This window comes from Bacteroidota bacterium (assembly GCA_016699695.1).
Lineage (GTDB): Bacteria > Bacteroidota > Bacteroidia > Bacteroidales > UBA10428 > UBA10428.
In genome coordinates, this window is sequence record CP065006.1 from 2,591,837 (window position 1) to 2,605,023 (window position 13,187).

Genomic DNA, 13,187 nt, shown 5'->3' on the forward strand with positions numbered 1-13,187 from the left:
GTTTTTAATAATAATAAGTTTCAGGTTGAACGGTATCGGAAACCACCAGGGAATATCCCGCAAAAATGCCATATCCATCTTCGATATTCGAATACAGATTAAAATTTGTTACTGCACCTGTACCGACTTCAGTGGGGTACCTTCCTGTTTCATAAAGGTATAATTGCTTCAAATACAGATAGTAGTCATAAGAAATTGCCCGAAGCTCAACAAGAAGTGGATCTAAGTTATTCTGCGAGCCCGAAGTATAATTAAGAAGCATGGTATACGAATCAGTTTTAATCAGCTCGTTGCTAAATACAGGAATAGGAACTCCTTCGTGAAGTAAAACAGGATCTGTGATGTGTATCAATTGGGCGAATGTCACTGTATCGTATTGTATAAGTTTAATTGCAATCTGAAAATAAAGTGCTTCATCCGGCTTATTCTTAAATGTTACTTTCAGGGCAGGGTATGTATTGCCCTCTTCATCTATGCCGGCATAATTAATACTTTGTATCGCCAATATTTCAGGAGTATCGGGAATGGTGTTGCTGCAAACGATGGTTTCATAGCCAGGAATCGTGACCTGAAGGGTATAAGTTTCAAGTGGCTGAACAACAGTTTTGGCCTGGTAAATGCTATTTCCGATGGATGTAAGGGTATCATTCTCCCTCGAACCTGAAGCCACGATTACAAGGGCATTTTCTATCCCTGCAAGTTTCGAGTTGCCGATTTTATCGGTAAACGATACATGCACTTTAAGTAAACTGTCGGCAATTAAAATGCTGTTAATTACAGGAATGGATGGAAAGTCAGGAAAATCGTCCTCCACAAGCTTTCGACAACATACCGTATTGTAGGCAAGCAGTATTAAAACAATAAGCCGACTAAACCAATAAATTGACCCAAAAGCTTTTGGACTTTTAAACCCAACAGTGTATAGAGGTATTTTTTTCATTTGCTTTTGGGTCAAAATATAAATGGATTAGTTACATACTAAGTCTGCATAGCAAGGTTTTGGTATCGATGCAAAGCAATTGTAGCGAACAAAATATGAGTCAATTGGAATACCGTACATAGGGCCAAATCCAAAATCCAAATCCACCGCAGTATTTGTAATATTCCCTGAGTGATTAAAATAATTTAAAGTAAAAGGAAAATATCTGCCACCAAAGGTAACTGTTGCATCGAACCTTGCATTAATGGTTCGACTGCAACCAAACCATATACCTAAGGTTCTTTTTTGCGCATAAGCCTCATATTTAAAAGCAAGGAAAGAATTAAAAGGGTTACCCAAAGGATCAGTTGTACGGACAGAAGTAGCCCATATTTTTATAACAACCCTTTCACTACCATTTGCGTGAAAATCACTAGCAGCATTACCACATGCGGCCAATCCACTTTTACAATTTATTACTGATGCATTAAAGGTATAAAGATATCTACCATCAGATTGATAAGACAATATATTCTCCTCCTTGATGTTGGTAAGGTTTTGTGAATTTTCTAATGATGTTGATACAACACCATTGTCAAAAACTCTGTAAACTCTATTACCAATCTGATACATCTTGTTTTCATTCATAATAAATTTTTCAGTTGAATGGAAGTTCTTGGGCATAATGGAGGTTTCTCCATCCTCATCAACTTCAATTTGAAGGTAATTGCTATTTTCCTCTACAAATCTTAAAATTTCTTCCATACTTTTAAAATTTTCAGGTACAATCGTACTGTAAAATTCCTCGCAAAGACGACCAAAAGATTTGTATCCTTTTGCATCCTCATAAGCTATTAACTCCTCTAATTGCATATGCGATGTTTTCTTAATTAGTGTATCCATTTCTTGAGGTGAATTGAATACTAACATCTTGTTATCATTTAGTTGTTGAATAGGCATTTCCTCTTTCTCATTACAACCGTTAATTATGAGTAAAGTGAATAGTAATAAAACAATTAAATTTTTCATATTTTTACTTGATTTTTTAAGGCTTGGCCTTGATAATTAATACCTGGCAGCATAGTTTCGCAGACTATGTTGCCTTTTTTTTGGATTGTTTTTTTGTTTAGGTGGGGGTCAGGAATTCTTGCTTTTTTCCATAGGCAATTGAGAATTAAGTATATAATTGAATATCAACATTTTTAACATTACTTTCTTCTAACGTTTGAATGAATCTTTTACGCATAAAAAAACCGTTTAATAAAACACTATATCATCAACCTATCTGCAAGGGCAATACCCCCCCCAGCATCCTCTCCTAGGTTAATCAATTGGTTTTAAAAACGGCATTCACTCAGAGTAAATATATGCAGGAATTTTTAAAAAATATACACGGGGGGGGGTAATTTAGAATTAGTCTAAGTTAAAAAGGAGTGTTGCAAAAGATGAGTTTCGCGTTAATGTCGATGGCTATCGAGACGCGCCATAGGAAGGAGTTTAATAAAGCTAAGTTCATAGGCATTAGAGGATAAATTTTATTATGAACTCATCACTGCATCTATAAAACCAAATTGCCTTTCGGTTAATTCACTAACCAAAAGGCAATTCAAAATGCATAAGAAAAATTAGTTTTTGCGGTTAATAAAAACCTCGTCGAGAATATATTGTTGGGCAATGCCATAGGTGTCGTACTTAAACGAAACTGCCGGATTGGCCGGGTTATGGTAAAGTGTAATGTTTTCGTTAAGCAATGCGTGGTCAGTGATGGTAATGTTGCCCGATGTTTTCAGCACAGAAAGATTGTATTTTTCGTTGGGTAGGTCTACAGTAACCATAAATGTGTGAACCTCGCCATTGGGTATTGTTCCAACTAAGGTTCCGTCATCGGTGGCAATGTTTTCGACAAGCTTTACATCGCCATTGGCAAGTATTTTTATGCGGGCTGCCACCACTCCGCTACCATCGGAACAATCGATGTAAAGGTCAGGGCCGGTGGTATTAAATTCCTTTTTTGCCGACCACACAAAAGTAATGGCTTTAGAGAAATTAGTGCTTTTAGCACGGAACCCCAGCCAGCTCGAATGGCCTCCCACGCTGCCAGAGGGCGAAACACTTTTGTATTCAAGCGATTTCTGGGCGGGATTCGCTGGGGTGGCTATTACTTCTAATTGGGTTTCTATTTCAGGCACATAGGTCATGGCATCGCCAGTAGGGTTGCCGGGAAGGGTTTTGTCGGGCAAGCTCCCGATGGTATCAGATTCGAATTTGGCACTTAGCATTGAAGTGCAACTTGTAAACAATACAGAAACGAAAAAACTTCCTGCTAATAAAATAGCAAGTCCTGGTTGGCTTGTGGTTTTCATGGTTGGATCTTTTTGAGGTAAAACATTTATATCACAGCTAAAAGTCAATTTTTTAGCCAAGTGAAAAATTACAAAATTTTAGAAAAGATGTTAGCAGTGCAGCTGTCTAAATTATTTCTAAATAAGCTGCAATAGATTGTAAGATAAATGATAACAGATACTCACGAGCTCGATTAGCCTGTTTAATTGTTCTTAAGTCTATAAGGAATTACAGGCTTCGAAGTTTATTCGATGAAACCGCTCAACCATAAAAATTGCTTGTAATTCTCCGGATCGTTGGTAATGAGGGTAACCCCTTTGCAATTGTTTCCTCTGAATCCGGATGAGTTGAATTCAATCACTACATGGGTGGAGTCGCCTGGGGGAATTAGTGTTTTTTGTGGCATGGCAGCTGTGCATCCGCAACTCGATTTTACGGCCCTTATCACCAGATCGCGACCACCGGTATTGTATACCGGAAACTCTACCTGTACAACTTTGCCATGAGAAATGGTATCGAAAAACATGGTGTCAATAGGCAATGTGGCTTTTGGTTTCACCAGCAAGTCAGCCTCAGTCAAGAACAGGAAGTTTTCGCGAATATTGGCCGATACGATCAACTGGTTTGTATCGGGTTTCTGACCTTTTACCTTAATGCTTACCCGGTCTATTACAAAATCCCAATCGTCGACTAACTCAGTGTTGTAGGTAAAGGCTACATATCCGGTAGAGTTTGGGGCCAGTTTATCGAACATTTTTTGTATGCTCAGGTGGGCTGGTAAATCGCTAAAGGAAATATCAATGGCTTTGTTGCTAAGATTTCGAACAGGAAGAAACTGCGTTGGCTTGTCGCCCTTGTAAATGTAACCAAAACTTTGTTGAAGCTGCCTGAGGGCAATGGCACCCATTTGGTATTTAAATTCGCCTTTGCGTGTGCCCGAAACAACAATCCCTTTCACCTCCAGGGGGCTGGGAGAATTTACGGCATTACTGAAAACCATCAACTTCTTATCGAAAAAGCCTGTTTTTCCAACCGGATTGATCGTGGCGCTTATTTTGGCAGTATGCAATGGAAGTATCGGATCTTTCGTAAAGGATACATCCGACAAGCCGGGGGCAATAATTCTGTGTATGACAAGGGCAGAATCGCCAGAATTGGTGAATGTAAACTCTATCGGAAAGCTGCCGTCGGCTTCATAGGCAGGTTCAAAATACAGGGTAGGCGAGTCGAATGCTATACGGGCACTGTCGGCAGAGGAAGCAGAAAGATTCAGAATGAACACAATGCTTATGATTGTCAAGGAAGTATATCGCAGCATGAACATTAAATTGATTTAAAAATTAAGTTATGCCATTTATACCAGTCGTGCAACTAAAAAGTTCCGGCTTGGGCGGTAAATTTCGGAGTAATTAATCTATTTTTATGCCTTCAAAGTTTAGCTTGTTATTTTTATTGGATGGTAAAACGCATTTTAATTCCCCTGTTTTTGTGTTACCTCGCAAGCAATGTGAATGGCCAGTTTTACAATGGTCATCAGATGTTGTTTGGAAAAAATCGTGTGCAGTACCGCGAGTTTTATTGGAATTATTATCGATTTGACCGTTTTGATACTTATTACAGTGAAAATGGCGACAAGCTGGCTCGTTATGCTTCTGAATTTGCCGAAAAAGAAATTGAACGAATCGAGTCATTTTTTGATTATAATCTTGATAAGCGAATTATTTTTCTTGTTTACAACAAGCTTTCCGATTTCCGGCAAAGCAACATCGGATTAGTTACCGGCAAAACTGAGTCGAACATCGGGGGTACTTTTCGTATCGACAACAACAAAGCATTTTTATATTTTGAAGGTGATTTTGAAGCATTCGAAAAACAAATTACCTCTGCCATTAGTCAAATACTGATCAGCGAAATGATTTACGGGCAGCAATTTCGCGACAATGCAGCCAATTCCACCCTCATAAACCTGCCAGCCTGGTACATAGATGGTTTGGTAGCTTACCTATCGAAAGACTGGGATTTTGAAACGGAAAACAGAGTGAAAGATGGAGTTGTAAATGGCAAGTACAAAAAATTCAATCGTTTACAAGGTGATGATGCTGCTTATGCGGGACACTCCTTCTGGCGTTATATCAGCGAGGTGTATGGTGAGTCGGTGATTCCGGGAATTTTATATATGACCAAGATAAACCGAAATGCCAACCAGGGTTTTTATTATGTCTTGGGCTCATCGATTAAAGACTTGTCGGCCGAATGGTTTTATTATTACAACGATTTGTATGCCTCACTGGAAGATACCGGTGAAGTCCCCTCTGGTAAACCTATCTTAAAGCGGCCAAAGAAAAAAAGAGTGTATCAGCAACTAAGCCTTAACCCTGTAAGTAATCATGTGGCTTATGTTACCAATACCAAAGGTCGCTATGCCATTTGGCTTTACGATTCCAATACACAGAAACAAAAAAAGTTACTTCAGCGCGAGCACAAACTCGAGCAAATAACCGATTATTCTTATCCGGTGCTGGCATGGTACCCGAATGGACGGATCTTAACCTTTATTGTCGAGGAAAAGGGCGGCCTGGTAATGTATTACTATACTTTTGGTGAGAAAAAACTTACCGCCAGGAATATTCTTTATTTCGATAAAGTGCTGGGCTATTCCTTCTCTCCCGATGGTTCTTTAATAGCCATTTCGGCAGTTAAAAACGGGCAGACCGATATTTTTGTACATTCGGTAGCTTCCGGAACCAATTTTCAGATTACCAACGATGTAGCCGATGACTTTAATCCACGTTTTATAAGCAATGGAAAGCAAATTATTTTTGCTTCCAACCGGGAGACGGATTTACTTAGTGAAGAAATTGAAAAACAAACCCGTTCGTTTACACAAGACTTGTTTATATACGATTTTGAGAGTAAACCCGATAAGCTTTTCCGGCTTGCCGATTCGCCTTATGTAGAGAAAGATAAACCATACGAATTAGGAGCCAACCAGTTTATCTCACTCAGCAACAAGAGCGGTATCGTGAACCGTTACTACTCAAAATTCGATAGCACCATCAGCTATGTCGATACAACCGTGCACTACCGTTATTATGCCATTACCCAACCCATATCGAATTATAGCAGGAGTATTTTGGACCAGGATTATAAGCCTTCGACCAATACCTTGGGAGAAATAGTGTTTTCGAAAGGGAAGTACAACATGTACCTCCATGAATTGGACCTTCCGGAAAATGGTTCCATAAAGCTTCAAGAAACCGATTTCAGACAGCAAAAAACACAGAAGCTTTTAATCGCAGACAGTATTAGTAAGATAAAAATTGCCAAAATTCCGCTCGATTCTGCACTCAACAACATCATAATCAGTGGCAACGACACCATTAATCTGATTGTCAGTGAAGTTGATATTAACAATTACCTGTTTGAAATTGAACGCGTTAAAATGTTAAACGCACAATTTAAAGACGAAAATATTCTATTGGAGATTGTTCCACCAAAAGATGAGGAGGCTGAAAGGGCCCGTATTTACCAGCGTGCATTTTACCAGGATTATGTGACAGGGCAAATCGATTTTAGTTTTCTAAGCGAGTCCTATCAGACCTTTACCGGTGGAGCAGTGTATTATAATCCCGGATTAAACCTGGCTTTTCGATTGGGCACAAAAGATTTATTCGAGAATTATCGTGTAATTGCCGGTTTACGCCTACCTCTCGATTTTCAAAGCAGCGAGTACCTCATTGGTCTAGAGATGCTAAAAGACAGGTTAGACAAACAATTGTTTTTTCATAGGCAAAGTTTTAACGCATTGACCCAGGATGAAATACCCTACCAGGTGCGCAATGTCAGCAACCAGATTTATGGTGTTTTTCGCTATCCGTTCAGTCAGGTTGCATCGCTCTCGGCTACTATCGGAGCAAGACAGGATAAAACAATTTTTCAGCCGGTGAGCACTTCGCTTACGGTTATTAACCAGGCACTGGCCCAACCCAACGTCGAGAAACTCTGGATAACACCTAAACTTGAATATGTGTTCGATAACACCCGGCAGCTCGGGTTAAACCTTCCTGCCGGTACGCGCCTAAAAATTTTTACGGAGTATTACCAGATGGTCAATAAACCCTATTCTAACCTGGTAACCTGGGGAGCCGACGTAAGACATTACCTGGTGATACACCGAAACCTCATATGGGCCAATCGCATTGCTACCGGATCGTCGCTGGGTACTGCCAGGCTAATCTATTACCTGGGTGGGGTCGATAACTGGACCAATCTTTCCAGCCGCACGCCTACTTTTATTCCGCTCAGCGAAATCAGGATTACTGATAACGTAAACTATGCCTTTCAGACAGTGGCCACCAACATGAGAGGCTTTTCGCAGAATATCCGCAATGGAAGTAATTTCGCCCTTTTCAATTCTGAGCTTCGTTTACCAATCATCCGATACCTTGCCAATTATCCGCTGAGTAATGCCTTTTTAGAGAATTTTCAGGTGATTGGCTTTTTTGATGTCGGTAGCGCATGGTCGGGGGTATCACCCTGGTCGAAACAGAATGGTTACGACCGCGATTATATCTATCAGGGATCGCAAACTGAACCCCTTATCGAGATTGAGATCGATGCCCAACGCGACCCATTTGTTGCAGGCTATGGCTTTGGATTACGTACGCAGTTTCTGGGATATTTTATTCGGTTTGACTGGGCTTGGGGTATTGAAAATAACCAGGTGCTGCCCCAGGTATTTTATTTTTCGCTGGCATTAGACTTTTAGCTATGGAAGCAAACAATCTCATACTTTTAATCATTACCGGAATACTTGCCGGTTTTATTGGTGGCAGTCTCGGTGTTGGCGGGGGCATTATCATGGTGCCTGCTTTGGTATTTATTTTTGGCATGACTCAGCACCAGGCTCAGGGAACAAGTCTGGCTGTGATGTCTATTCCCATCGGATTTATTATTGCAGCCAGCAACTACCACAAGCAAGGCTTTATTAATTACAAGGTAGCACTTGTGCTTGTTATTTCTTTTGTAATCGGAAGTTACCTTGGTTCCTTGCTTTCAGTTAATCTTCCGGTAAAGACTCTTAAAAGAGCTTTTGGATTACTGATGCTTTTGGCGGGCCTTAAAATGCTATTAGGAAAATAAGAAAACAATGAATATTTCTCAAAAAATAAAGGAACTGGCCACGGCCTTTCTCGATGACACAATCCAGATCAGACGTTATCTCCATCAGCATCCTGAACTATCTTTTCAGGAGCACCACACATCGGCCTTTATTAAGCAAAAACTCGACGAATTAGGTATTCCCTATACCGGAGGGTATGTGGAAACCGGAATATTGGCCAAAATTGAAGGGCTCAATCCACAAAAAAAAATAGTCGCCCTTCGGGCCGATATGGATGCCCTGCCTGTTGTGGAAGAAAACCAGGTAGATTATATTTCGCAAAACACCGGGGTGATGCATGCCTGCGGGCATGATGTGCACTCGGCCTGCCTGCTGGGTGCAGCAAAAATTCTCCAGCAGTTTCGAAATGATTTTGAGGGTACCATTTTGCTTGTTTTTCAGCCGGCCGAAGAAAAATTACCCGGAGGAGCCAAGCTCATGCTCGAGCAAGGTATTTTCGATGCTATAAAGCCCGATCTGATAATCGGCCAGCATGTGATGCCAGGCCTCCAGGTAGGGAAAGTAGGATTTCGCTCAGGAATGTATATGGCATCGGCCGATGAGATTTACCTTACGGTAAAGGGAAAAGGTGGGCATGCTGCCATGCCACATCAGCTTGTGGATACGGTGCTGGTAGCCTCGCACATCATTGTAGCCCTGCAGCAGGTAGTCAGCCGCAATGCCTATGCAGCCATTCCTTCGGTGCTATCGTTTGGTAAAGTCGATGCCCCAGGAGCTACCAACATCATACCGCGCGAAGTGAAAATTGAAGGAACCTTCCGAACCATGGACGAAAAATGGCGGTACGAAGCCCATCAGAAAATTACCAAAATTGCTACCACACTTGCCGAATCGATGGGAGCCACCTGCGAGGTAGATATTGAAGTTGGTTACCCTTGTCTGGTGAACGATGCTGGTATTACTACAGAGGCAAGCAAGCTGGCAATGGAAATTCTTGGCAAAGAGCAGGTAGTAGAACTCGACCTGCGGATGACCTCCGAAGATTTTGCTTTTTTTTCGCAGCAATATCCGGCCACTTTTTATCGTTTGGGTATCTCTGGTGCTGAAGCAAAAGTGGTTTCTCCCTTGCATTCGCCCACTTTCAATATCGACGAAAAGGCTCTTGAAACCGGAATGGCGACAATGGCCTACCTGGCATTGGGCTTTCTAAAGAATGAATCTAAATACTGAAAAAAAACGAAAATTTAATAGCTTAGTTTTTTATTAAACTATAAATTTGTTCCGAATTTCTAACCCGTCGGTTTAGGCCGGCATAAAATTATTTCGATATTATGGCTTACGTAATTAGCAATGAGTGTACCGCGTGCGGAACTTGTTTACCAGAGTGTCCATCAGAGGCTATTTCAGAGGGTGATATCTACAAAATTGATCCGGATGCTTGCATCGATTGTGGTGCTTGTGCCGATGTGTGCCCTGTAGAAGCAATCAGCGCAGCTTAGTTTTATCTGCATACGATTTTAAAAACCTCCGGCATTCCGAGGGCACTGAAAAAGTCCCAAGTACAAGAATATTAATAATATAGCAGTAAAATACAAGATAAAAACTTGGCATTTTACTGCTTTTTTTTGTATCTTAAGAGCCTAAAATAAAGGCACTTATATGCTCGTACAACAGCAAAAACTTCAGCTTAGTTTATACTCTGATCTATATTCCCTTATCGTTCCCAAGGATAATCTACTACGAAAAATTAATGAGCTCATTGATTTTTCGTTCATTTATGATGAACTGGTAACCAAATACTGCTCAACCAATGGGCGCAATGCTGAGAGCCCTATTCGTATGTTCAAATATCTGTTGCTCAAAACGATATACGACATTTCGGATGTAGATGTAGTAGAACGTTCCCGTTTTGACATGTCTTTCAAGTATTTTTTGGAGATGACACCTGAAGAAGATGTGATAAATCCCAGTTCGCTTACCAAATTCAGGAAACTGCGGTTGAAGGATACCGATTTGTTGAATCTTTTGATAGGCAAGACCGTTTCCATTGCCATTGAAAAGGGTATCATCAAATCGAAGTCCATTATTGTTGATGCCACACATTCATTATCCAGATCGAACCCATTGTCCCCCTTGGAAGTGCTCAAAGAACGTGCCCGGCAACTTCGTAAGGTGGTTTATTCCACAGATGAGAACTGGATAGAGCGAATGCCTAAAAAGAACGAAGACAATGATTTGGAGCATGAATTATTATATTGTGATACGCTTGAAAAGGCGATAGAGTCAGACGAAGTAATACGTTCATTCCCAAAAGTAAAAGAAAAGCTAAATCTATTGAAAGAAACCATTGAAGATACACAGGATCATTATACACTTTCAAAGGATCCTGATGCCAGAACAGGCCATAAGACGCAAGACTCTTCATTTTTTGGATTCAAAACCCATATCGCCATGACAGAGGAACGAATTATTACGGCTGCCGTGGTAACATCCGGAGAAAAGGGCGATGGCCCAGAGTTACCGGCATTGCTTGAATCTAGTCAAAATAATGGAATTGAGGTAGATACAATCATTGGCGATGCAGCCTATTCAGGAATGGAGAATCTTAAAATTGCTGATGAACAAGAAATAAAAATCGTTGCAAAATTGAATCCCTCTATTACGCAGGGTTTTAGAAATCAAGAAAATACATTTGACTACAACAAAGATGCCGGAATGTTTGTATGTCCCGCAGGGCATATGGCTATAAGAAAAGCACGTCAAGGAAAGAAAGATGATGGCTCCAACCAAGTAGACACTTATTACTTCGATATTGAAAAATGTAAAACATGTACCTTAAAAAACGGATGCTATAAACCTGATGCAAAAACTAAAACCTATTCTGTTTCTATTAAATCGGATAAACATTTGGAACAAATGGAGTTTCAACAGACCGAATACTTCAAAGAAAAGGCAAAACACCGTTATAAAATTGAAGCAAAAAATAGTGAACTAAAAAACGTACATGGCTATGGAAGAGCTACTTCGTACGGAATTACCAACATGCAAATGCAAGGGGCAATGGCCATTTTTACTGTAAATCTCAAAAGAATCCTCAAATTAATGAATTAACAGGGGACTCCAGCCTCAAATTACATCTACCCTCATTACAAAAAGAATTTAAAAGCTCTTTTTACCAGAAAATTTGCATTTCGTTCTTTAAAAAGAAACTGGCAAATGAAGATATTGTCTTCACTTGCCAGTTATCTTTTAGAGAATTACTTAAATAAGTTGATACTTTTTCAGTGCCCTCGGCATTCCCGGGGGTTTTTTAATTAATATACCTCCAGGTTCCGCACAGGATAAATAATAATTCTTTTACTTAAGCAAAAGAATTTCTTTATTTTACCTAGAGTTCTTTACCTGACTTTCTTGCATATCAGGGCTTTAAAACCTAATTTCATCCGTCAATCAAAAATTTCAATATGAACTTCGTTTTCTTATTTGCAGGTATTTTAACCGGAGCGGTATTGTCGTGGTTGTATTTTCGCAGCATTGGAGCAACCCGCCAGGCTGTATTAAGCGAAAAAGCATCCATGCTCGAAACCGAAACCATACGGCTTAAAGATAGTCTCAACGAAAAGCAAAACCAGCTAATGGAGATGAGCGCCTCTCTGGCTGCCCGGCAGAACGAGTTGGTGAATTTACAAACAAGGCTCGATGAACAAAAGGTTGAGTTTGTGAAGCTCAGAGAGCAATTTAGCCTTGAGTTTAAAAACCTGGCCAACGAAATTCTGGAAGAGAAAACCAAAAAGTTTACCGAACAAAACAAGATTAACCTGAATGAGATCTTGAATCCGCTCAACCTTCGGATTAAAGAGTTCGAAAAAAAGGTAGATGAAGTATACGATAAAGAAGCTCAACAACGATTTTCGTTGAAAGAACAGGTGAAACAGCTTGCCGAGTTGAATCAGCAAATTAGCAAAGAGGCCAACTCTCTTACTCGTGCCCTTAAAGGCGATTCGAAAACGCAGGGAAACTGGGGTGAGATGTTGCTGGAAAGTATTCTGGAACAAACAGGATTAAGAAGGGGAATTGAATTTACCGTGCAGGAATCTTATGTTTCCGACGATGGAACCCGGTTTCTTCCCGATGTAGTGGTGCATTATCCGGGCAACAGAAGTGTAGTGATTGATTCGAAGGTCTCATTAACTGCCTATGAAAAATATACTTCTGCCAGCACAGAAGAGGAACAAGCCACAGCCATGAAGGCTCACCTTCTTTCCATACGAAGCCATATCAGCAGGTTATCCTCGAAAACCTACGAAGATCTGGAAGGATTGAAATCACTCGACTTTGTGATGATGTTTCTTCCTGTAGAACCGGCTTACCTGCTTGCAGTGCAAAATGACAACGAGTTATGGGCTTATGCCTACCAACGTCGCATTTTACTTATCAGCCCAACTAACCTGGTAGCAGTACTTAAAATGATTGAAAGTCTTTGGAAGCAAGAGTACCAAAGCCGCAATGTGCTCGAAATAGCCCGTCAGGGTGGGGCATTGTACGATAGTTTTGTACTATTAAGCGAGCGGCTGGTTAAACTCGGAAAGAAGATGGATGAGGCTTCTGGTTTTTACCGTGAGACTATGCAAAACCTTACCGAAGGAAAAGGTAATCTGGTAAGCCGTGTGGAGAAATTAAAAGAACTGGGTATTAAAGCCAAGAAACAATTGCCTGATAATCTTGTAAATCGTTCGATTGAAATGGGCATTGAACAGGAATCGGATACAGTAGATGAAGCTTAATGTGTAAGAAGTGATGAAA

The 13,187-nt window shown here is 40.4% G+C and carries 10 protein-coding genes; 6 read left to right on the plus strand and 4 right to left on the minus strand.

All coding sequences use genetic code 11. From position 1 onward, the window contains the following. Window positions 1–4: 4 nt before the first annotated feature. The 4 genes from IPM71_10960 to IPM71_10975 all read right to left on the minus strand — a co-directional run bounded on the left by IPM71_10960 (window position 5) and on the right by IPM71_10975 (window position 4,580). Window positions 5–940: a DUF4249 family protein gene (locus IPM71_10960; protein QQS50112.1), complete on the minus strand. Its 936-nt coding sequence runs from the start codon at window positions 938–940 to the stop codon at window positions 5–7. A 27-nt stretch (window positions 941–967) separates the two neighbouring features. Continuing rightward, the gene (locus tag IPM71_10965; protein QQS50113.1) at window positions 968–1,948 is read right to left on the minus strand and encodes a hypothetical protein; all 981 of its coding nucleotides are present in this window, start codon (window positions 1,946–1,948) and stop codon (window positions 968–970) included. A 596-nt stretch (window positions 1,949–2,544) separates the two neighbouring features. Next, window positions 2,545–3,282, minus strand: a complete 738-nt coding sequence (locus IPM71_10970) for a hypothetical protein (GenBank protein QQS50114.1) — start codon at window positions 3,280–3,282, stop codon at window positions 2,545–2,547. Window positions 3,283–3,506: 224 nt separating this feature from the next. Next, window positions 3,507–4,580 carry a DUF1573 domain-containing protein gene (locus tag IPM71_10975; GenBank protein QQS50115.1) on the minus strand — a complete coding sequence of 358 codons (1,074 nt, stop codon included), beginning with the start codon at window positions 4,578–4,580 and terminating at the stop codon, window positions 3,507–3,509. A 168-nt stretch (window positions 4,581–4,748) separates the two neighbouring features. Between IPM71_10975 and IPM71_10980 the strand changes: the two genes are divergently transcribed. The 6 genes from IPM71_10980 (at window position 4,749) to rmuC (ending at window position 13,168) form a co-directional block, all read left to right on the plus strand. Further along, entirely contained in the window at window positions 4,749–8,030 is a 3,282-nt protein-coding gene (locus IPM71_10980) for a PD40 domain-containing protein (GenBank protein ID QQS50116.1), read from the plus strand. Between the two features lie 2 nt (window positions 8,031–8,032). Then, the gene (locus IPM71_10985; protein ID QQS50117.1) at window positions 8,033–8,404 is read left to right on the plus strand and encodes a sulfite exporter TauE/SafE family protein; all 372 of its coding nucleotides are present in this window, start codon (window positions 8,033–8,035) and stop codon (window positions 8,402–8,404) included. A gap of 7 nt (window positions 8,405–8,411) precedes the next feature. Then, window positions 8,412–9,614: an amidohydrolase gene (locus IPM71_10990; GenBank protein QQS50118.1), complete on the plus strand. Its 1,203-nt coding sequence runs from the start codon at window positions 8,412–8,414 to the stop codon at window positions 9,612–9,614. A gap of 101 nt (window positions 9,615–9,715) precedes the next feature. Continuing rightward, the gene (locus tag IPM71_10995) at window positions 9,716–9,883 is read left to right on the plus strand and encodes a 4Fe-4S binding protein (GenBank protein ID QQS50119.1); all 168 of its coding nucleotides are present in this window, start codon (window positions 9,716–9,718) and stop codon (window positions 9,881–9,883) included. Window positions 9,884–10,043: 160 nt separating this feature from the next. Then, on the plus strand, window positions 10,044–11,495 hold the full coding sequence (locus IPM71_11000; GenBank protein QQS50120.1) for an IS1182 family transposase: 1,452 nt from the start codon (window positions 10,044–10,046) through the stop codon (window positions 11,493–11,495). Between the two features lie 353 nt (window positions 11,496–11,848). After that, window positions 11,849–13,168 carry a DNA recombination protein RmuC gene (gene rmuC / locus IPM71_11005; protein ID QQS50121.1) on the plus strand — a complete coding sequence of 440 codons (1,320 nt, stop codon included), beginning with the start codon at window positions 11,849–11,851 and terminating at the stop codon, window positions 13,166–13,168. Window positions 13,169–13,187: the final 19 nt, after the last annotated feature.

What these genes read in the sequence shown, in the direction of transcription:
- IPM71_10960 (QQS50112.1), bottom strand. Translation starts at nt 940, where the DNA reads ATGAAAAAAATACCTCTATACACTGTTGGGTTTAAAAGTCCAAAAGCT.
- IPM71_10965 (QQS50113.1), bottom strand. Translation starts at nt 1,948, where the DNA reads ATGAAAAATTTAATTGTTTTATTACTATTCACTTTACTCATAATTAAC.
- IPM71_10970 (QQS50114.1), bottom strand. Translation starts at nt 3,282, where the DNA reads ATGAAAACCACAAGCCAACCAGGACTTGCTATTTTATTAGCAGGAAGT.
- IPM71_10975 (QQS50115.1), bottom strand. Translation starts at nt 4,580, where the DNA reads ATGCTGCGATATACTTCCTTGACAATCATAAGCATTGTGTTCATTCTG.
- IPM71_10985 (QQS50117.1), top strand. Translation starts at nt 8,033, where the DNA reads ATGGAAGCAAACAATCTCATACTTTTAATCATTACCGGAATACTTGCC.
- IPM71_10990 (QQS50118.1), top strand. Translation starts at nt 8,412, where the DNA reads ATGAATATTTCTCAAAAAATAAAGGAACTGGCCACGGCCTTTCTCGAT.
- IPM71_10995 (QQS50119.1), top strand. Translation starts at nt 9,716, where the DNA reads ATGGCTTACGTAATTAGCAATGAGTGTACCGCGTGCGGAACTTGTTTA.
- IPM71_11000 (QQS50120.1), top strand. Translation starts at nt 10,044, where the DNA reads ATGCTCGTACAACAGCAAAAACTTCAGCTTAGTTTATACTCTGATCTA.
- rmuC (QQS50121.1), top strand. Translation starts at nt 11,849, where the DNA reads ATGAACTTCGTTTTCTTATTTGCAGGTATTTTAACCGGAGCGGTATTG.